The sequence below is a fragment of the Allobosea sp. 05T439 genome (assembly GCF_056396005.1).
In genome coordinates, this window is record NZ_JBFTKP010000025.1 from 61778 (window position 1) to 82261 (window position 20484).

The 20484-nt window shown below is 65.8% G+C and carries 18 protein-coding genes; 10 read left to right on the plus strand and 8 right to left on the minus strand.

The genetic code is table 11. From position 1 onward, the window contains the following. Positions 1 to 193 precede the first annotated feature (193 nt). Complete coding sequence (locus tag AC1DIO_RS24180; protein WP_441507587.1) at positions 194 to 1378, minus strand: MalY/PatB family protein; 1185 nt, start codon at positions 1376 to 1378, stop codon at positions 194 to 196. 595 nt (positions 1379 to 1973) lie between these two features. Between AC1DIO_RS24180 and AC1DIO_RS24185 the strand changes: the two genes are divergently transcribed. The 3 genes from AC1DIO_RS24185 (at position 1974) to AC1DIO_RS24195 (ending at position 8140) form a co-directional block, all read left to right on the plus strand. Then, entirely contained in the window at positions 1974 to 5975 is a 4002-nt protein-coding gene (locus AC1DIO_RS24185; RefSeq protein WP_476854205.1) for an autotransporter outer membrane beta-barrel domain-containing protein, read from the plus strand. Positions 5976 to 6080: 105 nt separating this feature from the next. After that, positions 6081 to 7154 (plus strand): NAD(P)-dependent alcohol dehydrogenase, encoded by a 1074-nt coding sequence (locus AC1DIO_RS24190; protein ID WP_441507589.1) that lies wholly within the window; start codon positions 6081 to 6083, stop codon positions 7152 to 7154. Positions 7155 to 7339: 185 nt separating this feature from the next. Next, positions 7340 to 8140, plus strand: a complete 801-nt coding sequence (locus tag AC1DIO_RS24195; RefSeq protein ID WP_476768834.1) for a class I SAM-dependent methyltransferase — start codon at positions 7340 to 7342, stop codon at positions 8138 to 8140. 154 nt (positions 8141 to 8294) lie between these two features. Here the strand turns inward: AC1DIO_RS24195 and AC1DIO_RS24200 are convergent, their stop codons facing one another. The 3 genes from AC1DIO_RS24200 to AC1DIO_RS24210 all read right to left on the minus strand — a co-directional run bounded on the left by AC1DIO_RS24200 (position 8295) and on the right by AC1DIO_RS24210 (position 9586). Beyond that, positions 8295 to 8567 carry a hypothetical protein gene (locus AC1DIO_RS24200; protein ID WP_441507590.1) on the minus strand — a complete coding sequence of 91 codons (273 nt, stop codon included), beginning with the start codon at positions 8565 to 8567 and terminating at the stop codon, positions 8295 to 8297. Beyond that, a complete protein-coding gene (locus tag AC1DIO_RS24205; protein ID WP_441507591.1) occupies positions 8564 to 8764 on the minus strand; it encodes a hypothetical protein in 201 nt (66 codons plus the stop codon). The genes AC1DIO_RS24200 and AC1DIO_RS24205 overlap by 4 nt, the downstream gene beginning before the upstream one ends. A gap of 174 nt (positions 8765 to 8938) precedes the next feature. Continuing rightward, positions 8939 to 9586, minus strand: coding sequence for a lysozyme (locus AC1DIO_RS24210; RefSeq protein ID WP_476854206.1), 648 nt, complete (start codon positions 9584 to 9586; stop codon positions 8939 to 8941). A 236-nt stretch (positions 9587 to 9822) separates the two neighbouring features. Here AC1DIO_RS24210 and AC1DIO_RS24215 point away from each other — a divergent pair, with 236 nt between their 5' ends. The 6 genes from AC1DIO_RS24215 to chrA all read left to right on the plus strand — a co-directional run bounded on the left by AC1DIO_RS24215 (position 9823) and on the right by chrA (position 14029). Then, a complete protein-coding gene (locus AC1DIO_RS24215; RefSeq protein ID WP_441492851.1) occupies positions 9823 to 10071 on the plus strand; it encodes a hypothetical protein in 249 nt (82 codons plus the stop codon). 113 nt (positions 10072 to 10184) lie between these two features. Continuing rightward, positions 10185 to 10883: a DJ-1/PfpI family protein gene (locus AC1DIO_RS24220; protein WP_441507593.1), complete on the plus strand. Its 699-nt coding sequence runs from the start codon at positions 10185 to 10187 to the stop codon at positions 10881 to 10883. Between the two features lie 51 nt (positions 10884 to 10934). Further along, positions 10935 to 11375, plus strand: coding sequence for a hypothetical protein (locus tag AC1DIO_RS24225; RefSeq protein WP_441507594.1), 441 nt, complete (start codon positions 10935 to 10937; stop codon positions 11373 to 11375). Positions 11376 to 11508: 133 nt separating this feature from the next. Beyond that, positions 11509 to 12006, plus strand: coding sequence for a GNAT family N-acetyltransferase (locus AC1DIO_RS24230; protein ID WP_441507595.1), 498 nt, complete (start codon positions 11509 to 11511; stop codon positions 12004 to 12006). A 187-nt stretch (positions 12007 to 12193) separates the two neighbouring features. Next, positions 12194 to 12478, plus strand: a complete 285-nt coding sequence (locus AC1DIO_RS24235) for a hypothetical protein (protein WP_441507596.1) — start codon at positions 12194 to 12196, stop codon at positions 12476 to 12478. A 303-nt stretch (positions 12479 to 12781) separates the two neighbouring features. Beyond that, entirely contained in the window at positions 12782 to 14029 is a 1248-nt protein-coding gene (chrA, locus tag AC1DIO_RS24240) for a chromate efflux transporter (protein ID WP_476832757.1), read from the plus strand. Positions 14030 to 14766: 737 nt separating this feature from the next. Here chrA and AC1DIO_RS24245 read toward each other — a convergent pair. Next, entirely contained in the window at positions 14767 to 15276 is a 510-nt protein-coding gene (locus tag AC1DIO_RS24245) for a cytochrome P460 family protein (RefSeq protein ID WP_441507598.1), read from the minus strand. A 421-nt stretch (positions 15277 to 15697) separates the two neighbouring features. Here AC1DIO_RS24245 and AC1DIO_RS24250 point away from each other — a divergent pair, with 421 nt between their 5' ends. Next, entirely contained in the window at positions 15698 to 16126 is a 429-nt protein-coding gene (locus AC1DIO_RS24250) for a CBS domain-containing protein (RefSeq protein ID WP_476854207.1), read from the plus strand. 70 nt (positions 16127 to 16196) lie between these two features. Here the strand turns inward: AC1DIO_RS24250 and AC1DIO_RS24255 are convergent, their stop codons facing one another. The 3 genes from AC1DIO_RS24255 to AC1DIO_RS24265 form a co-directional block, all read right to left on the minus strand. Further along, positions 16197 to 16679 carry a methyltransferase family protein gene (locus AC1DIO_RS24255; protein WP_476854208.1) on the minus strand — a complete coding sequence of 161 codons (483 nt, stop codon included), beginning with the start codon at positions 16677 to 16679 and terminating at the stop codon, positions 16197 to 16199. Between the two features lie 260 nt (positions 16680 to 16939). Continuing rightward, entirely contained in the window at positions 16940 to 19312 is a 2373-nt protein-coding gene (locus tag AC1DIO_RS24260; RefSeq protein WP_441507601.1) for a S8 family peptidase, read from the minus strand. A 97-nt stretch (positions 19313 to 19409) separates the two neighbouring features. Further along, positions 19410 to 20441 (minus strand): AAA family ATPase, encoded by a 1032-nt coding sequence (locus tag AC1DIO_RS24265; protein ID WP_476854209.1) that lies wholly within the window; start codon positions 20439 to 20441, stop codon positions 19410 to 19412. Positions 20442 to 20484 lie beyond the last annotated feature (43 nt).

Genomic DNA, 20484 nt, shown 5'->3' on the forward strand with positions numbered 1-20484 from the left:
CCGCCCCGGAATGGGAATGCGCGCCCGGACGTTCCCCAACGCGAGGCGGACCATGGACCGGACGTTGCGGCTTTCAAAGCGCGACTGGCGCAACCCCACCGGCCCGGCCCGCAGGACGACCAGCGCGGCTGCGCCGCGATGACCGGCCGGGACATCGCGACGTCATTCATCGGGAGGCGGTGGAAGGCCGCTCCTACTGCATGTCGGCGAAGGCATCCTTCAGGCGCGAGACGGCCTCGGCGACATTGGCGCGCTGCGTCGCCAGGTTGAAGCGCAGGAAATTGTCGCCGCCGGAGCCGAAGGTCGCGCCATGGCTGGCTGCGATCTTCGCCTGTTTCTCGACCCTTGCGATGAACTCCTTTGACTCCATGCCGGTGCCGGAGAAATCGACCCAGGCGAGATAGGTCGCCTCCAGCGGCATCGAGCGCAGGCCGGGAATGCTGTCGATGCCCTCGTCGAAGAGCCGGCGATTGCCGTCGAGATAGGCGACGAGCTCGTCGACCCAGGCCGCGCCCTCGGGGCTGTAGGCGGCGGTCGCCATCGCCATGCCAAACGAGTTCGGCGAGATGCCGAGCGCGTTCATCCGCGCCCGGAACGGAGCCCGCAGCGCCTCATCGGGGATGATGACATTGCCGGAATGGCAGCCGGCGATGTTGAAGGTCTTGGTCGTCGCGGTCATCATCACCAGGCGGTCGATGATCTCGGGCGCCGCCACGGGCATCGCGATGTGCTTGTGGCCGGGCATGACGAGATCATGGTGGATCTCGTCGGAGACCAGGATCAGGTCGTGACGCACGCAGAACTGTGCGATCTCGCGCAGCTCGTCGCGGGTCCAGACCCGCCCGCCGGGATTATGCGGCGAGCAGAGCAGCAGCATGCGCTCGTTGCCGGTCATCTGCGCATCCCAGCCGGCGATATCGAGGAGGTAGCGACCGCCCCCGTTCACGAGCTTGCATTCGACGACCTGCCGCCCCGCCGCCTTAATGATGCGGGCGAAGGCGTGGTAGACCGGGGTCATCACGATGACGCCCTCGCCCGGCTTGGTATAGGCATCGACGCAGAGCGCCGTGCCGTTCACCAGCCCATGCGTGGTGAAGATCGCCTTCTCATCGACTTCCCAGCCATGGCGCGCCTTCATCCACCAGCGGATGGCGTCGTTGCTCGCCCGCTCATCGCCGAAATAGCCGTAGATGCCGTGCGCCGCCATGGCCTCGACCGCAGCTTGCACGCAGGCCGGCGGCCGGAAATCCATGTCGGCCACCCACATGGCCAGCCCACCGGAGGGCGAAACCCCGTAATGGGTCTCCATCGTGTCCCATTTCGCGCAATGCGTGCCGCGGCGGTCGATCCACTGGTCGAATGTCTGAGCGATGGTCATCAGGGTCCTCAGGTGAAGGGCCGTTTCGGAGAGGCCGTCTTGGGGAGAAGCAATGCCGCGTCGGAGGCTCGCGCGCCAGCAGAACACACGCAATCCATGCCAGCGCGGCGCGCGTACGTGCTGCGGCAAAGATCCCGGAAGCGGCCCGGCTTCGACATCTTGGAAGTGGAGCGCTTCAGCCAGTATCGGCAGATTTGCGTGAAGTCATCGGGTAAATTTTGAGCGCTTTGCTTGTAATTTTTCAGACACGATCGTCATCGAATTCAGAAACTTAGCCACAGAACCTCGACAGGAACATCGAATCGGGCGAAATATGACGCGGTGGCGCCAAGCAGCGCCTGACGTCTGTATTCACGGTCCCTGGCGGAGGGTGTGGATGGCGACGACGACTGCGATGGCCTCCTGCCGCGAGGCGGCAGCATCTTTTCCTTTTGATACCGCGTCTCGGGACGCAAAGCGGCATTGCGGCATGGCTGCGGGCCTTCACGGCCTTCTCCAGGCCCGAACCGATTCGACCACTGATCTGAGTCCTGCCGCGCCCGAAACCGGGCGCCATGAGGCGGCCGTCGAACGGCCGCGGTGACGGGAGGGGGCGATGGCGGCACGCAAAGCGAGGCTTTCCCAATCCTGGCCCTGGGGCGCGCGCCTGCTCCTCGGTAGCTGCGGGCTGCCCTTGCTCGGGGCTGGCGCGGCCCAGGCACAAGCCTGCCCGCCTGGGCCGGTCGCGGTGAACGGCACGAGTTGTGTCGTGCCATTGGGCTCGACGATCACGGTGATTTCGGCCGCGACGCCAGGACTGCGGGCGACAAATCCCGGTGGGCAGATCAGTGCAAACAGCGTGACGATCAATCTCGGACCGGGTGCGGCCCCGAGAAACTATATCGGCGCCGAAGCCGTCGATGGCGGCGTGATCAACTTCGATGGCAGCACCCTGGCGACCGTACAGGCCGCCACCGGCCAGCGCGGGCTCGTCTCATCCGGCGCGGGAAGCCATATCTCTGCGAACGGCGCGAACATAACGCTCGGCACCGGGGCGGTCGCGGTCACCGACAATCTCGCGATCCTTGCCAGCGGCGGCGGAACTGTCTTTGCGCTCGCCGCCAATGTTGCAACGCTTGGCGGAGGCAACGGCAGTTCCAACCACGCGGTGGTTGCCACAGGCACCGGCAGCCGGATCGACCTCGTCGGCGGCACCGTCAGCACGGCCTCCCGGGGCTCGTTCGGCGTGCTCGCGCAAGGCGGCGGCACGATAGTCCTGGCCGACACGACCCAGGTCACCACCAGCGGCGCTCAGATCGTTGCCGGAAACATCGGCAGTMATGCCCTGCTCTCCACCGGCGCGGGGAGCACGATCATCGGGACCGGTATTACGCTGTCCACGACCGGCGCATTTGCGAGCGCCGCCCGGGCCGAGATCGGCGGCTCGATTTCGCTCGCCGGCAGCACGCTCACCACGAGCGGCACCTCCAGCGCAGACACTGATCCCGCGTCAGCCATACGCGTACTCTCCGGAGGCTCGGCCCAGGTGGTGAACAGCACGATCACCACGACAGGCCAGCGCGGCACCGGCATCTCGGTCGAGGGCGCGGGATCGCAGGCCACCGTCTCCGGCACGACCGTCACGGCGGCAGGAACCCGCGCCAACGCGGTTTTCCTCTTCACCGGCGGCACCGGCAGTTTCAGCAACAGTTCGCTGAGTTCCGCCGGCCCGAACGCCGTGCTGGTCCAGGATGCCGGCTCTGCCATCACGCTGACCAACACGCAGATCCAGGGCACGGGCGGCGCCGCCGTGATCAGCTACGGGCTGCGGGTGATCAATGGCGCGACCGCGACCATGACCGGCGGCTCCTCCTCGACGAACGGACGCGACAGCCCCGGCATCACGGCGGCCGGGGGCGGCACGGTGACGGCAACCAATGTCGCCGTCSGGACCTCGGGCAACGACAATGCCATGGGTGTGATCGCAGATCTCAACGGCTCGATCACCCTGAATGGCGGCAGCGTCGAGACGACCGGCGGCGAGGTCAGGGCAGGCGCGCGCCCACACGGCCTCGTCGGCCGCAACCCGGGCGGCGTGCTGACCGCGACGGGGACCAGCGTGACGACATCGGGCTTCATTGCCATGGGCGTCGTCGCCGATGACGGCGGCACGGTGACGATTTCCAACAACAGGATCACCACCAGCGGCGTCAGCGGCATCGGCCTGTTCTCGGTCACCGAGCAGACCGGGGCGGAATTCGTCGCGAACCTGACCGCAAGCAACCTTGTCCTGGAGACCTCCGGCAACCTGGCACATGGCGTCACCGCGCAGTCGCGCAACGATATCTCCGCGCCGAAGGCGACCGCCACCGTGAACGATGCCGCGATCACCACCAGAGGCAACAACGCGGTCGGGCTGCGCGCCGTGCTCGGCGATTACGGCACGCGCCCGATCACCGGGCGTGGCGAAGCGGCGGTGATCGCCAACCGCACGACCGTGCTCACGGTCGGCGAAAGCTCGCATGGCACGCTCTCGCGCGACAATCCGACCTCGGTGACGATGAACCAGACCTCGGTGCTGGCGACGGGCGCGACCGCGCATGGCTCCGTCGCCGAAGCCGGCGGCCTGATCATCGGCAACCAGGCGAGTGTGACGGCGACGGGCGCGCAATCGGCGGCGCTCTTCGTCATCGGTGCGCCGGGAGCCGTCTCGAACGCGCAGTTCACCGACAGCACGCTGACGAATGTCAGCGGTCCGACGATCGGTGTTGCCGGCAACGGCAATGTCAGCCTGACCGGCTCGACCGCGGGTGGCAGCGGCGAGTGGCTGCGCGTCGGCAGCAGCCTCGCGTTCCCGCCGCTGACCCAGCTCCCTCCGCTCGGCGGCGTTCCCGACCTGCCGGATCCTGATCCCGACCTGCCGCTTCCCGGCGCCCTGCCCGGGTTGCCGCCGCCGACCGCGCTCCCGGTGGTGCCTGGCCTCGCCAACGTCACGGTGACGCGCTCGACCGTCACCGGCTCGGCCTTCACCGCGCCCGGCAGCGTCTCGAACGTGACCCTGGTCGACAGCACCTGGATCATGACCGGCAATTCGAACCTGACCAATCTCGTCAATGACCCGAGCCTGATCCAGTACACCCCGCCCGGCGGCGACCCGACCCTGCTTGCAAGCTACAAGACGCTGACGGTGGTGAACTATCTCGGCGAAGGCGGCCAGCTCGGCCTGAACACCTTCCTCGGCAATGACAGCGCCCCCTCCGACCGACTGATCATCGATGGCGGCCGCGCCACGGGCTCATCGCCGCTGCTGATCGCCAACACGACCGGCGCCGGCGACCTGACGCGCAGCAACGGCATCCTGGTCGTCGACGCGATCAATGGCGGCACGACCGCAACTGGCGCCTTCACGCTGGGGCGGCCCGTCGTCGCCGGCCCCTATGAATACCTGCTCTTCCGCAGCAGCGTCGATGCCTCGGGTCCCGACAACTGGTACCTGCGCTCGCATCTCAATCCGGGACCGGATGATCCGGTCCCCAACTTCCGGCAGGAGACCTCGCTCTACGCCGCCCTGCCCGCGATGCAGCTGATCTATGGCCGCACACTGATCGACAGCCTGCATGAGCGCGTCGGCGAATTGCGCCCGCTGGAGGCGCCTGCAGTGACCGAAGAGCGCACGATCTGGTGCAAGAACCCCGAGAAGAATTTCCGCTGCACGACCGTGGTGCAGTTGCCGGCGAGCGCCACGGCGCCCGGCCGCTCCTATGCCTCATCAGGCTGGGCCAGGATCATCGGCCAGCACAGCAACCATGATGGCGGGCCAGGCGGCATCTTTCGCAATGGCCCGAGTTACGATTACGACCTCTACGCCTTCCAGGCCGGGCTCGACCTCTATCGCAGCGTCAGCGCCGACGGCAGCAGAGACCATGCCGGCATCTATGGCGCGATCGGCCGGATCGAGGGCGACGTCACGCATTTCAACGGCATCAAAGCCGGGACCAATAGCAGCGACGCCTATTCGCTCGGCGCCTACTGGACGCATTTCGGGCCCTCGGGCTGGTATCTCGACGGCGTCCTCCAGGGCACCTGGTATGATGCCAAGGCCGATTCCAAACGCGGCTTCGTGCTCAACCGCGACACGTTCGGCTTCGCCGCCTCGCTCGAGGGCGGCTATCCCCTCCAGCTCGGCAACGGCTTCATCCTCGAACCGCAGGCGCAGCTGGTCTACCAGACGGTGGCAGGCGGCTCGGCTTTGGACACCGCGGCGCTGGTGCGCTTCTCCGATGCGGAGTCGCTGGCCGGGCGCATCGGCGCGCGTCTCGCGAAAAGCTGGACGCTTGAGGAGGCGACGCCCGGCGCCAGGCCGCGCCTGATGACCGCCTGGCTGAAAGCCAGCCTGTGGAACGAGTTTTTGGGCAATCCCAAAACCTCGTTCTCCTCGGCGACCGGCTTCATTCCCTTCCGCTCCGACCTCGGCGGCGCCTGGGCCGAGCTGAAGGCCGGCATCGACGCGCAGCTCACCCGCAACACCGCGCTCTACGCCACCGCCGGCTACTCGATCGGTTTCGACGGGCGCTCGCACGCCTATGACGGCCGGCTCGGGATCAAGGTGAGCTGGTAAAGGTTATCTCCGGGGCTTTGGCCGGAAAGGCCGACGGCAGAGCGAGCATCGTCGCCGGTCCGACCACGTCCCCTCTGTCCTGCGGATGATGGAAGGAGCCAAGCCATGGCCAAGATGAAGGCTGCCGTGTTCGTTGGGAAGAACCGGATCGTCCTCGAGGACAAGGCGATTCCCGATGTAGGGCCGACCGACGCGCTCGTCAGGATCACGACTACGACGATCTGCGGCACCGATATCCACATTCTGAAGGGCGAGTATCCGGTCGAGAAGGGCCTGATCGTCGGTCATGAACCGGTCGGCGTCATCGAGAAGCTCGGATCGGGCGTCGAGGGCTATTCCGAGGGGCAGCGCGTGATCGCCGGCGCCATCACCCCGAGCGGACACAGCTATGCATGCCTCTGCGGTTGCGGCTCGCAGGATGGGCCGGGAACGCGCCACGGCTTCAAGGCCGCGGGCGGCTGGAAATTCGGCAACACCATCGATGGCTGTCAGGCGGAATACCTGCTCGTCAGGGACGCCATCGCCAATCTCGCGCCTGTCCCCGACGAATTGACCGACGAGCAGGTCCTGATGTGCCCCGACATCATGTCGACGGGTTTCTCGGGGGCGGAGCGCGGCGGCGTCAGGATCGGCGATACCGTGGCCGTCTTCGCGCTCGGCCCGATCGGCCTGTGCGCTGTCGCCGGCGCCAGGCTGATGGGCGCGAGCACGATCATCGGCGTCGACACCGTTGCGGCCCGCTTAGCGGTCGCGCGAGCGCTCGGCGCCGATCACGTGGTCGACTTCAAGGTGGGCGACCCGGTCGAGCAGATCATGACACTGACGGACGGACGTGGCGTCGACGTCGCGATCGAGGCGCTCGGCACGCAGCAGACCTTCGAGGCCGCGATGCGCGTCCTGCGACCGGGCGGGACGCTGTCGAGCCTCGGCGTCTATTCCGGCGACCTCGCCATCCCGCTCGATGCCTTCGCGGCGGGCCTCGGCGATCTCAGCATCGTCTCGACGCTCTGCCCGGGCGGGAAGGAGCGGATGCGCCGCCTGATGAGCGTCGTCGCCTCGGGGCGTGTCGATCTCAAGCCGCTCGTGACCCATCGCTTCACGCTCGACGAGATCGAAACCGCCTACGAGCTCTTCGGCCACCAGCGCGACGGCGTGCTGAAGGTGGCGATCACGCCGTGAGCGCCGGCGCGGGGGCGTTGGCGCAGGTCCAGGGGCATACCCACACGKAGCTTGCGTGGCGGGAGGCCGATCCAATCCTCCTCCTCCGCACGAAACCGGGGGGCCCTCGCCCCGTAGCGGCCGTTGCCGGCGCTGCCTATGCTCGCGCCGGACACGCAGATCGCGCGAGGGATCGGGAACGCCGCATGACAGCGATCATCACGGACAATGCCGAGCAATACCGCGATAACCGCAAGCTTGCGGCGCGGGCCCGGCTCCACAGCCAGTACAGCATCTCCGAGACGGGCTGGTTTCCATGGGTGGCCGGGCAATTGCCGCTGCGCCCCGGCGACCATGTCCTCGATATCGGCTGCGGCCCGGGCTGGTTCTGGGCCGGTGCGGTGGACGCGCTGCCGCAACCGATCAACCTGACGCTCGCCGATCTGTCGCCCGGCATGGTCCAAGAGGCGGTCGGGCGCTGCCAGGCCCTGTCGCTCGGATCGGTCCGCGGCGAGGCAGCCGACGCGACAGCGCTGCCCTTCGCGGACGCATCGTTCGATGCCGTCATCGCCATGCATATGCTCTATCATCTGCCCGACCCCGCCGCGGCCATCGCCGAGATGGAGCGTGTTCTGAAGCCCGGCGGCTGTCTCGCGGTCACGACCAACGATATCGGCAATCTGCGGGCGCTCTACGAACTCACCACGGTCTTCGGCAGCGACCCGGTCGATCCGTCCGGGGCAAGTTTCGGCTTTGAGACCGCCGAAGACTTGCTGCGCGCGCGCTTTGGCAATGTGAGCTTTGCCCGGCAGCCGGCGCAGCTGCGGATCACCGAGCCGGACGACGTCTTCCTGGCGCTCACCTCCTATCCACCGGGAGACAGGGCGACAGAGGCCGAGCTCGGCCGGTTTCGCGACGCGATCGAGGCCGCCTTCGCACGGGGGAACGGCGTGCTCGAAGCCGAGAAGCAGATCGGGCTGTTCGTCGCCCGGAAGGCGCAGGGATAGGCGAGCGTCTCTCGGCGGAGCGTAGTCTGCTTCGCCCCCTGCCCTTGCAGGCGCTGCCGGCGGACCTGGATTGACGCGCCAAAAGCAAAAATGCGCCCGCCGGCCCCATGACGGGACCGGCGGGCGAAATGAATGGGGCTGATGGCTGTTGCGCCTATCGCGGTGGCGGGCGCACGCCTTCGAGGATCTGGCGGATCACGCGGATATCGCCCTCGATCGTCGACAGGCGGTTATTCGCCGCCTGCTCCGCGCTCTCGCGCTTGGCGAGCTGCGCCTCGACGATGGCGATTCGCATGTCGTGGACATCGTCCTTGGCCCGCAACTGGCCATAGGACAGGCTGACTGTGACGATGACCGCGACCAGCGAGACGACCGTCATCCCGATCGAGAGGATGTTGCCGAGGCCGAGATCGAGACGGGGTTTCACGGCGTCCATCCGCATTGCCTTTCGCCATGCTCGTTATGCTTCACGACATCCGCCTTCTCGCGATCGCTCATCGCCGCCGCGGCCTGGGCAGAGGGGCGGAACGGGCGGGCGGTGTCGCAGAAATCACCGGCCATCCCGGCGCAGCCAGCGATGAAGGCGCTGATCGAGAGCAGCAGGGCCAAGACTGTCGATCTCATCGTCACGCTTCCCTTTGTCAGTGATGGCTTTTCGGCGAGCGCGCTCCTGCTCGGCCTGAAGGGTTGCTTTCCCCTCGCGCCGGCCCTTCGCGTAGGCTCCGACCAGGATTGCGAGCAGCGCGCCGAGCGCGGCGATGGCCCCGGCAAAGCGGCTCCAGAGTGCGGAAAGCACGCTCACGCCGCCGCCTCCTGTTGCGCGCGATGCCAGCGCCAGAGCAGGAAGGCGCCCCCGCACACGAAGGCGAGCGCAAGCACGAGCTGCGCCGGCCCGCTGGTGAAGGCCTGGAGCAGGCGAGAGAGCGGCGTCGCGACCTTGATGGCATTATCTACAGTCACGACCGGGGGTTTTGCGGGGCGCGCCGCAACCGTATTGCTGGAGACATGCGAGCCGCGCGCCCACAGGCCGGCCTCGGCCGAGCGCCGGTTGATCAGGCCGTCCAGCCTTCGCCCGCCGGCATGGACCCATTTCATCAGCTCGCCCGGCACGGCCGCGACTTGGCCGGCATTCAGCGTCTTCAGCAGCGTCGAGCGGGCGAGCGCCCCCTCGCCGACATTGAAGGCAAACGAGACGAGCGCCGCGAACTGCCCCTCGTTCAGCGGCACCTTGACCAGGCTCGCGACGGCGCGCTCGAACCGGGCGAGATCCTTGATCAGAAGCTGTTCCGCTTCCTGCTGCGTGATCTTCAGGCCCGGCCGGACATGGGCCCCCGTCGAGCCGTAGCCGATCGTCAGGACGCCTGCCACGTCCCGATAGGCGGTCAGCCGGCATCCTTCCCAGCGCTTGATCAGCGCCAGGCCTTCATCGCTGATGCGACGCGTCATGTCTGTGCTCCGTGCATGAAAAAGCCGCCCGGTCAGGGGCGGCGCGGTCATCGCGGCGGCCTCCGCATCATGCGAAGACCTGCCCGAAGCTTTGGGAACGGCGGGGGGCTGCCCTGCGGTTCAGAAATGGAAAGGCCGCCGGCCAAACGCGGCCAGGCGAAGCCGCTTCATCCACTCGGTCGTTGCGGCAGGTTCCTCAAAGTGTTCAGCTGATCGCTCACGAGGGAGACGGAGCGATGCACGAAGATGACGCTGACGTCCTGGCAGACCTGAGCAGCAGCCAGATCCTGATCGTCACAACCCTGATCGACCTGTTGATCGACAAGGGGCTTGTTCAACGCGGCGAGGTCGTGGCCCGCTACGACCAGCTCCTGGCGAATAGCAAGGGCAACGCGGCCAGCATCTCGGTGCTGCAGCCCATCGTCAGCGTGCTGAGCTATCTCGCCCATGACGACACGCGAGGGCTCTCGAAACCGTCCCATTGAGCACGGCACGCGAACCGCGGCAGTTCTGGTCTCCCGGTTTCGATGTCATCCCCCATGGCGGCCGTCGCGCTGCACGCTATAAGTGCGTCCGGCTTTCCAGCGGGGACTAAGAGATGCAGATTGGTTTGGTTCTCTTTCCAAAATTGACGCAGCTCGACCTGACAGGCCCGGCCGAGGTGTTTTTCCGCATGCCCGGGGCCAAGGTTCATCTGCTTTGGAAAACCCTGGAGCCGGTTACATCGGACCGTGGCCTGTCGATTCTGCCGACGATGCGCTTTGACGATTGCGCCGCCCTCGATCTGATTTGCGTGCCCGGCGGCCCCGGCCAGATCGAGCTGATGAGCGACGAAGAGACGCTCGGCTTTCTCAGGCGGATCGCAGCCGGCTGTCAGCTGGTGACCTCCGTCTGCACCGGTTCGCTGGTGCTCGGCGCGGCCGGCCTGCTCGAGGGCTACAGGGCGACCTCGCACTGGTCCTCGATCGACCAGCTTGCCTTGCTCGGCGCGATCCCGGTCGCGGAGCGTGTCGTGAAGGACCGCAACCGCATCACGGGCGCGGGCGTCACGTCGGGAATCGATTTTGCGCTCACCGTCGTCGCCGATCTCCTGGGAGAGGACATCGCCCGGGAGATCCAGCTGCAGATGGAATATGACCCAAAACCTCCCTTCGACGGCGGATCGCCGCGTTCGGCCTCAGCCGCCCTGGTCGAGGCGACGCGCCAGAAGATCGCGCCCTTCATCGACCGGCGGCGGCTTGCGACCGAACTCGCCGCCGCCCGCCTGCGCGAGCGAGCAGAGGGTTCKGTCCGCTGAAAGCGGCCAAGGTGCCTTGGGTGGAGCCATGTAAGGCGGGGCAGTCAGCTCATGGGCCCGTATGGGCTTGCGTCGCTTGGCTTTCTCACAAAGCTCTGGAATGATCCGCTGAAGATCGCCTCGTTTGCCCGAGCCTCGCCATTGTCCGCCTGCATTCCAAACGAGATCGCAACGCCTGCCTTCTACGCATTTGTGGCAGTTGCTGCGTCAATCAACCTATTTTTCGCCGCCCGCATCCTCGGGAATGCGCGATCCCGATCGCAAGACAGCACTCACTTCAGGGGCTCGCTATTCCTCGCCCTGGTTGGCGTTCATCGCGTGCAGCGTCGTCGCTGGACCGGGCCGACGCCGTCCCCGCAAGATCAAGCCTTGCTTCGGCACACTCGCCTGAAGCTGTTGGGGCTTTCATTCGTCACCGGTATCGTCGGTGTCGCCCTGCTGTTCCTGTTGAGCAGCCAGACATGCTGGTTTCAAAGCCTGAGATCGGTTTGAATCCGAGCTTCGGCTCAACGCCGCCCCGAGGGGCGGCCGCTCGTCAGTTCACACCCCTCCCCGCCCTTCCCTTTGGTCGCAGCTTACGGCTCTATTCTGCCCGAGACATGCGGGTATTGGGCTGAGGACTGAGATGAGTGTGGATATACGCTATGCCGCCGAGAGCGATCTCGCCGGCTGTCACCGCTGCCTTGATGACGTCGCCCGCGAGGGGCGCTGGCTCTCGCGCCTGAGCGCGCCGCCGATCGAGCGCTACGCGGATTTCATCGCCGGCCTGCGCGAGGCCAACGCCCCGCGGGTCGTGGCAGTCGATCGCGAGGTTGTCGGCTGGTGCGACATTATCCCGGATGCCTCCCCCGTTCGCGCCCATGTCGGCAAACTAGGGATGGGGCTGCTCGCCAGCCATCGCGGCTTAGGCCTCGGCCGGCGCCTGCTCACGCTCGCGCTCGACCGGGCGCGTCAGCGCGGGCTCGAGCGCATCGAACTCTCGGTCCTCCACGACAACAAGGCGGCGCGCGCCCTCTATGAACGGCTCGGCTTCCAGATCGAAGGACGGCGCCGGCGCGACTGGAAGCGCGATGGTGTCTACCGCGACAGCATCCTGATGGCGCTGGATCTCGGGGCGCCCTAGTGGCCGCTCCCTTGTGTTCCGTTGACGCCGCCTCATGAACTGACATCGAACCAGGCCCCGGCAAGCAACAGGCCCGGACAAGCTCGGACCGATTCCGCCCTGCGCCGACGCCCGCCGCTCTCATCTGCGCCGCTCACCGGGGCGTCGCCCCCCTCATTCATTCCGCCGTTGCGGCACGTTCCTCAAAATGTTCAGCTGGTCGCTCAATGAGGGAGACGGAGCGACGCACGACGATGACGCTGACGTCCTGGCAGACCTGAGCAGCAGCCAGTTCCTGATTGTCACAACCCTCCTCGACCTGTTGATCGACAAGGGCCTTGTTCAACGCGGCGAGCTCGTGGCCCGCTACGACCAGCTCCTGGCGAACACCAAGGGCAACGCCGCCAGCATCTCGGTGCTTCAGCCCATCGTCAGCGTCCTGAGCTATCTCGCCCATGACGACACGCGCGGGAACGCGAAGCCGTCCCATTAAGCCGGCTCGCGCGAGCCGCCCTGGTCTCCCGGTCGGGAGCTGCGCGGGTCATCGGCGCCGCATCCGCAGCAAAGGCCTGCCGAAGCGGTGGGAACGCGTTGGCGCCGCGGTTCAGAAATTGAAAGACCAGCTCGGGGGCGGCTGCGCCGGCGCGCCCGATCTGCTCGCGGGCAAGGAACAGGGTCCGGGCTGTCGCGGATTTCCGGGACTGTGCTTTTTCCGGTCCAGGGGCTGCTCGCGGCTTCCGCCCGGACCTCTCGCGCGGTAGAGCGCATGGCGGGTCAGTCGTCAGTGGAATGCAGCGTGCAGAACAGCTCAGCGTCTCCGGCCCAACCGGGTGAGCCGAACGAGGCGACCCGGACCGCCGTTTCCGGCACGCCGGGCGAAGTGTTGCGGACCTTCCTCAAGCTCGGCCTGACCTCCTTTGGAGGCCCAGTCGCCCATCTCGGCTATTTCCGGGATGAGCTGGTGGTGAGGCGCAAATGGATCGATGAAACCGGCTATGCCGATCTCGTCGCCCTGTGCCAGTTCCTGCCGGGTCCGGCCTCCAGCCAGGTCGGTTATGCGCTCGGTCTGCTACGGGGCGGGCCGTTGGGTGGGCTCGCGGCCTGGTGCGCATTCACGCTGCCCTCCGCCCTGCTGCTGGTGCTCTTCGCCCTTGGTGCGACAGTCTTCAGCGGTCCCATCGGCTCAGGGTTGATCCATGGCCTGAAGCTCGTCGCCGTGGCCGTGGTGGCCCAGGCAGTCTGGGGCATGGCGCGCTCCCTCGCTCCGGACAAGCCGAGGGCCGGCATTGCGCTCGGGGCCGTCCTGGTCGTGGTCTTCTTTCCGGGCTCGCTCGGCCAGATCGCGGCCATCCTCGCGGGCGGCCTGACGGGCGTGTGGCTGTGTCGGGACGCCGCGACGATCCAGCCCGGCCATCTGACCTTTTCGGTATCGCGGCCAGTCGGCTTCGTGGCCTTGGCGCTGTTCTTCGTGCTGCTCGCAGGCCTGCCATTGGCGGCGACGGCCACGGGAGCGCACGGGGTGGCGCTCCTCGATGCCTTCTACCGCTCCGGCGCGCTCGTGTTCGGCGGCGGCCATGTCGTCCTTCCGCTGCTGGAAGTCGCCGTGGTGCAGCCTGGCTGGATCAGCCCTGGCGCTTTCCTCGCCGGGTATGGTGCGGCGCAGGCCGTGCCGGGGCCGCTGTTTACCTTCGCCGCATATCTGGGTGCGGCCATGACGCCGTTGCCCAACGGGCTCGCCGGTGCCGCGATCTGCCTTGCGGCCATCTTCCTTCCCGGACTGCTGCTGGTGACGGGTGCGCTGCCATTCTGGAACGCCTTCCGCACCCGGCCGCTCGCGCAGGCGGCCATGCGCGGCACCAATGCCGCGGTCGTCGGCATCCTGGCATCTGCGCTCTACAGCCCGGTTTGGACGAGCGCGATCCTGGACGCGCGCGACTTCGCTGTCGCCCTTGTCGGTTTCGCCCTCCTCACGATCTGGAAGGCCCCGCCCTGGATCGTCGTCCTGATGACAGCTGCGAGCGGGATCGGCCTGGCGCTGCTTTGAGCATGCGCTTTCGGCATCCCGGCCCAAACCTGTTTTCCACCCGCCGAGACTTCCTCGCCCCGGGTGCCTTGTGTCCCCATCCAAGTCCCGCCCGGTTCGGCAGGGGCGCGGTCATCCCGGCCGCATCCGCATCATGCGCACGTCTGCCCGAAGGGCCTGGATCTCAGGGCTGGCCAGCAACCGGGATTGCTCCCTGCCCTTGGGATAGACCGATCGGAGTTCGGCCCTCTAAGATTGGCAACTCAGTGCTGCCGAGGGCTCACCGTGCACGTCCAAGCCTCCCAATGGCGGTCTTCGTTCATCCTCACCGCCCTGGCTTTTATTGGGCTGTTCCTCATACTCGTGGGGGGCGCGGCCATTGTAGTTCCGGAGATGGGGCCTGCGTGGCGGCGCCTGGCGGCTCCGTTCGGCGGCGTCCTGGCATTCGGAAGCCAGTCCGTGTCGCTGCTGCGGGATATTCCCCTCCTGACGGCAAGGCGGAAGCGGACGCCGGGCTCACGGAGAAGCATGGGCGTGCTCCTTGCCGCCAGTGCAGCGGTAAGCGCCCTGAATGTCGTGTTCGGTTGGCTCCTGCTCTAGGCGGGCTGCATCGAACAACACGATGCCTGCGCGAGCGATTTCGTCGGCTGCCATCGCTGTCCTGGTGAGAGGGCCCGGGAGGCAGCCACGGCAGTCAAGTCCTGTTCCGTGCTCTTAGCCATCGCCGGGCCTGATCGGGTCCGTTCACCGTCCGCCCATCACCGCTTGCCGTACTCCGTGAAGACGTAATCCCGGGCCTTCACGCCCGTGTGGCAGGAGAATCCGCACTTGGCGTCGTTCCCCTGCGGCGGCTGGTCAGTCAGGGTGCCCGGTGTGAACGTGTTGGCCGCAGCGTCATGGTTGAACACGGCCCATCCCCATCCGCCGCTATCTGAAAACCTCGTGCTGTCCTTCACCATGAAGTCGACGTCATGGAGGGTGCCCGGTACCGTCGTGTCCGGGAAGTACTGGTTCTTTGCCGGGTTCCAATGGATCTTCGCCATCTTGGCGCCATCGGGGAAAGCTTTGCCGTTCCCGGGAATGCCGGCCCGGTAGGCCTCGATCATCACGGGATTGGCGAGGATCACGGCGACCGCCTGTCGCACCATACCATGGCTGCCTTGATCCAGCTTGCCTTGACCCGGCTGCGCCTCGGCCGCCGCCCGCTGGACGGAGGCCCGGCTCGCGGCAGCGCGTGCCCGCGGCGGGTCCTTTCTCGGCTTATTCATGCGACGTTGGTCGGCTTCTGCAGCCTCGATTCCCCCTCTGTTCCGGTTGCCGAACGCAGGTTCGCGAAGCGTTCTCCCGCCACGGTTGCACAGGCAGGTCACGAGGAGACGCGCAGGTCGATTGAGGTCGCTTCAACTCCTGAGCCCCCGGCATGGCCCCGCTCGCAAGCCATCCCGGCCAGGGGCGCGCGGCAGCTGCGGCGGCCATCCCTTAAGCGATATTCTCAAGGCGCCATCGGGAACCCTCGCCCGCGTACTTCGTTGGCTGGGGAGTGCCGCCGGAGCAGGACATGCGCAAAGCGGATCGTCTTTGCAACCCGTCCTGTCCTCGGTCCCGACGCGCGATCGCCTGCAATCAGGATCAGCCGAACGGCCTGCCGAAGCTTTAGGCGCTATCCCCGAAGGAATGGAGGTTCAGACCATGATCGTATCGGATGTGATGACCAGGGGCGCCCAGATCGCCCGACCGGACGAGACCTTGCTGCAGGTCGCCCGACGCATGGCGGCCGAAGATATCGGTTTCATGCCTGTCGGCGACAACGACCATCTGGTCGGCATGATCACCGACCGCGACATCGTCATCCGCGCCGTCGCCGAGGGGCGCGGCCATGACACGCTTGTGCGCGAAATCATGACACACGACGTCAAATACTGTTTCGAAGACGAGAACATGGACGATGTCGCGCAGAACATGGGCGAACTCCAGGTGCGGCGCCTGCCGGTGGTCAACCGCRACAAGCGCCTCGTCGGCGTCGTCTCGCTCGCCGATGGTGCGCTGAAGGACGACCCGGAGGCCATCGGCATCGCGCTGTCGGCGGTGGTCGTGCCCGGACACGCCCAGGCGGCCTGACGCAAGCGACTGTCGGAAGCGAAACGAGCAAGGACCCCTGAGAGAGGGCCCTTCTCAGCGCCGTGCCTCGCTACAGCCAGCGCCTGACGCGGCCCTTGTAGGCGCGATAGACGTCCCCGAATTTCCGATCGAGATAGGCCTCCTCGCGGGCGACCACGCCGTAGCGGATGACGAGATAGAACGGCAGCAGCAGGACGAAGAGCCACAGGCTGTTGAAGGCGACGGCGAGGCCGATGAGGCCGAGCACCATGCCGAGATAGATCGGGTTGCGCGTGAAACGGTACGGCCCCGCCTCGACGATCATCGTCGTCGGCTGGGTGGTCTGGATTTGCGTCCCTGCGCGGCGAAACGTCGTTGCCGCCCAGATCAGCAGGGCGAGGCCCGCGAGGAACAGGATGCCGCCGAGCGCGCCCGCCGGCATCTCCGGCGCCAGGAATGGCAGCGGAGAGAGCCATTCGAGCCCGAGCCCGACGAGCACCCCGATCGCCCAGGCGATCGGCGGCCGTATCACGGCGCCCGAATTGTCGCGCACATTCCCTTTTGCGTGGCTCATACCGCTGCCTGTCCGAAGCCCGTCCCCACCAGGGACGCCACGGCGTTCGATGTCTATCACCAGCCAGTGTCCGGGGCGCGCCCGAAGGCAGGGTTGGTCCATCGGCATCATGCCGGCCATCGGCTCACAACCTGGTTTCTCGACGACAACGCGACGGCGTGTGCCCTCTACGAGGGCTCGACTTCCAGATTGAAGGGCGGCGCCGGCGCGACTGGAAGCGCGACGGCGTCTACCGCGACAGCATCCTGATGGCGCCGAACTCAAGGCCGCGCGGCAGCGCGGATCGGCGGCCTCACGCGCGCATAGACTTCGTCGTACAATGCTACCTCGCCGGGCATGGCCAGTGTGACGGCCAAGCCGAAGATCACGGGCTCGTCAATCGGGGTGCCTTGGTCCGGATCGCGCTGTACGATCAACGGAATGGTCATATCAGCAGCGACGACAGGGGCATCGCTCCCATCCCAGCATCGAGAGAAGATTGTTCCCCGGTTCGTCTGGTTTTCGTCTGGCTGCCAACTGTGGCTGCTCACTCCAAGCTCGCCGATTGACGCGGGTTTCAGAATTTTCAGGCGACACGTGCGATAGCTCTTGCGACCGGGCGCGACCGGCGTGAACCAGGCGAGAGTTGCCGATAGACTGTGCGGGCGCGCTTTGCCACCCATGGCGATAGGCACGGGTACCTCAATCGTGACGTTTCGATCGTTCCGCAGGCTGCCGGTTACGAAGAAAGTGGCGCGATCCGCCGCGCAGGCCACCGCATCCGTGGCATCGACGCAGCCGAAGCCAATGAAACGGCGGATATTATCCTTCTGCTTGCTGGCCTGGCCGCGGCCCCATGGCCCCACCGTCGCCTTGATGAGGTCAGCGACGTTGCGAGGCCAGCGTGCAGGGTGAACGAGCAAGGCCTTCAGCAAGACCGCTCGCTCGATAGGCGGAAGCAAAAGGAATGCATCGCCGTAACTCGCCTCGAGCGCGTCGTGAATCTGATGGCAGGTGCGCGACGCTAGGGCAGCCGCCGCGCTAGTGCCGTTAGTATAACCGTCGAGGTTCTCCCGTCCCCCCGCGGGAGGCGCCGCGACCTTAAGGCCCGCGCCGCGTGACGCCCGCCCAGGACGCACTTCGATATGAGCGTGGTTGCGGACGATCTGCATATGCTCGCGCGCGCCCGGCATCAAGATATCGGGCTTCACTGATCGGGCAAAACCAGGCCCAAGTGTACTCGATGGATTCGCCGCCTCATGCAAAGGATAGGGGTCGATAAGTGCTCGGGCGAGAGCGCGCTCAGCAGGCGGTACGGCATCCCGATTGGACGCGCCGATCGTTAACCCGTTCACAGTCTCGCCTGGAGAGAATATCCGGCGTTCGCCGATGAGCGCGTGGAGCGCACCGATCATCGACGTTGCGCGGTGGTTCCCGTCTGCGACTTCATAGTCGAACCCGGTTGCATAAGCGGGCACACCGAAGTCAGTGGTCGCATTGCCGGCGCTGACGATAAATAGCAAGCCGAAGCGGCCCGCCAGACGGTCGAGAAGGCGAGCCCACGGCGACAATTGCCCGTGGAAGGGCCGAAACCGATTGCCCAGCGACAGGTTCACAATGATTACGTTTGGGCGCTGCTCGCGCAATCGAACGACCGCCAGATAGATGAGATCGACAATCAGCCGATCGCTTGGAAATTCGTCATTGTTGCCCATCACCGGTACAACGTGGATGCGACGCGGAAGCGCTGCTTCCGCCTGGTTGCGATCGCCATGCACGATCAGCGACGCCATCGCCGTGCCGTGAGAGCGACTGGTTACTAGCGCCTCAGGCTCGAGGCCAAAGGGATCGTCGAGATCCATATGGTCTGCGAGTAAGCGGTGGGCCGCGACCGGGACCCCGTCGAGCAGCGCGAGGATCGGGTCTCCCAGCGGGTGTCTCGCTGCGGCGGCTTCGCGTTCCTCAGCCACATCGGCGATTTCGATCGTGGTCGGTGCGCTTTGGGGTCGAATGTGTAAGACCGGCTCGAGGCCGGCAATGCCCTCGGAACGTCGGTCCAAGATCTCCCGGACCGCTCGCACCGGAATGTCCGCCAATAGTGCATGATAGCCGATGTCGCCGATGCGGGCGCGAGTGACGACCGCTCCTCCGCGACCGATAATAGCCGCCCGGACATTCGCCTCCTGCTCATTCGCTACGGCCTCCCGCTCGCGGTAGACCAACTCAACCTCGAGCCTAACCAACTCCTCATCGTCACGGCCATCGATTACAACAGCGAGAAAACTTGCATCGATGCTACTGACGCGATCAAGCGGCCCCCAAGGCCGTAAGTCCCTCAGCAGATCGAATACATTCGCCCAAGGTGTTTCGCCTCGGACTAACTGGCCATTCTGCCAACGGCGCCAGAGGGACTCGAGATTGCGTAGCGCGACGATGTCCGGAACGAGCAGATAAGCATAGGGCTGCTGGTCGCCTTCGTCGGTCTCGAGCTCTTCCTCATCGACAAGTTCGAGCCCGGCGACATTTTGTACGGCGTTGGCGAACGCGCCGATCGAGCCTCGAACTTCGAAGACGAGCAATCGTTCAGGCGCAAGTCCGGACGGATCGGCGCGCAGCTCAAGCGCATTGGCACCGCGCGCAAGAACCTCCGCCAATCGGGTAAATTTGGGACCGAAAGTCCCCGTCTGGCGATCGCGCKGAAATGAGTCAGGAGGTGGGACGTATGCGGGCCGTCCAAGTAGACGCGGTTGATCAGGTTGCGGCGTCAGCCTCAGGAGTGGCTTCGTCGGATCGCTCGGCATTGATGACCTCTGGCGTTACTCGCGAAACCCACAAGTCAAGTTCGGCTCGCAACGCGTCATCAATAGCCATCTCCCCCAACCCCAAAATCTGGCGTCGTCTTACGTTCTGACAGAAATCGAGCGCCTCAGCATAGCTGACCTTGCCCAACCTGCCGGCGATTCTCGCCGGAGTCATCTTCGGCGTATTCGGCCAATCGGACAAGATGCGATCAAGGAAAACCGTCACTTCCTTTAGGTGCGGCGCCGGTATAGCCAAGCGCATCTGGAAGCGGCGCCACACCGCACGGTCCAGCAACTCGCCATGATTGGTGGCCGCGATAACTACAACGTAGCTAGGCAATTGATCCAACTGCATCAGCAGGAAGGATACCACCCGTTTGATCTCGCCCGTTTCGTGGGTGTCACCGCGCTCCTTGCCAATCGCATCGAACTCGTCGAAGAACAAGATGCTCGGCGTCGTACGTACATAGTCGAAGAGCTTGCGCAACCGAGCATTGGTTTCACCCAAATAGCTGCCGATCAACGCATCATAGCGCACGACGTAGAATGGCAGACCAAGTCCTTCGGCAATGGCCTCTGCAAACGAGGTCTTGCCGTTACCAGGTGGTCCGGAAAGCAAGACACGGTGGCGGGGCTCAAAGCCATTGGCACGCAGAACATCGGCGCGCTGGTGCTCCTCGATAAGCTGACCACCGCTCTGCCGAGCGGGAAGCGGGAGCAACAGATCATCGAGCCGCAGCCGAGCTGTGACCTCTAGAATGGCTTCGCGACCATTGACGGGGTTAAGGTGCTGCGAACTGGCGGTCAACGCGGGCGGCGTGACCGGTACAGCCGAAAGGGCCCGCTGTAGACGATCGGCAACAATATAGTGCTTCTTAGCCCGCTCATCTGCGACCAACGCCTCGGCCGTGGAGCGCACCGCCTCACGATCGCCGACCGCGCCAGCGCGAACGAGATTAATAAGAAGATCACTACGAGCCATAGCTGCCTTAATTGATCACTCGCTTCGAACCCATGAGAGATTC

What these genes read in the sequence shown, in the direction of transcription:
- AC1DIO_RS24245 (WP_441507598.1), bottom strand. Translation starts at nt 15,276, where the DNA reads ATGAATAAGCCGAGAAAGGACCCGCCGCGGGCACGCGCTGCCGCGAGC.
- AC1DIO_RS24215 (WP_441492851.1), top strand. Translation starts at nt 9,823, where the DNA reads ATGCACGAAGATGACGCTGACGTCCTGGCAGACCTGAGCAGCAGCCAG.
- AC1DIO_RS24205 (WP_441507591.1), bottom strand. Translation starts at nt 8,764, where the DNA reads ATGAGATCGACAGTCTTGGCCCTGCTGCTCTCGATCAGCGCCTTCATC.
- AC1DIO_RS24180 (WP_441507587.1), bottom strand. Translation starts at nt 1,378, where the DNA reads ATGACCATCGCTCAGACATTCGACCAGTGGATCGACCGCCGCGGCACG.
- AC1DIO_RS24210 (WP_476854206.1), bottom strand. Translation starts at nt 9,586, where the DNA reads ATGACGCGTCGCATCAGCGATGAAGGCCTGGCGCTGATCAAGCGCTGG.
- AC1DIO_RS24225 (WP_441507594.1), top strand. Translation starts at nt 10,935, where the DNA reads ATGGGCCCGTATGGGCTTGCGTCGCTTGGCTTTCTCACAAAGCTCTGG.
- AC1DIO_RS24195 (WP_476768834.1), top strand. Translation starts at nt 7,340, where the DNA reads ATGACAGCGATCATCACGGACAATGCCGAGCAATACCGCGATAACCGC.
- AC1DIO_RS24230 (WP_441507595.1), top strand. Translation starts at nt 11,509, where the DNA reads ATGAGTGTGGATATACGCTATGCCGCCGAGAGCGATCTCGCCGGCTGT.
- AC1DIO_RS24190 (WP_441507589.1), top strand. Translation starts at nt 6,081, where the DNA reads ATGGCCAAGATGAAGGCTGCCGTGTTCGTTGGGAAGAACCGGATCGTC.
- AC1DIO_RS24265 (WP_476854209.1), bottom strand. Translation starts at nt 20,441, where the DNA reads ATGGCTCGTAGTGATCTTCTTATTAATCTCGTTCGCGCTGGCGCGGTC.
- AC1DIO_RS24235 (WP_441507596.1), top strand. Translation starts at nt 12,194, where the DNA reads ATGTTCAGCTGGTCGCTCAATGAGGGAGACGGAGCGACGCACGACGAT.
- AC1DIO_RS24255 (WP_476854208.1), bottom strand. Translation starts at nt 16,679, where the DNA reads ATGAGCCACGCAAAAGGGAATGTGCGCGACAATTCGGGCGCCGTGATA.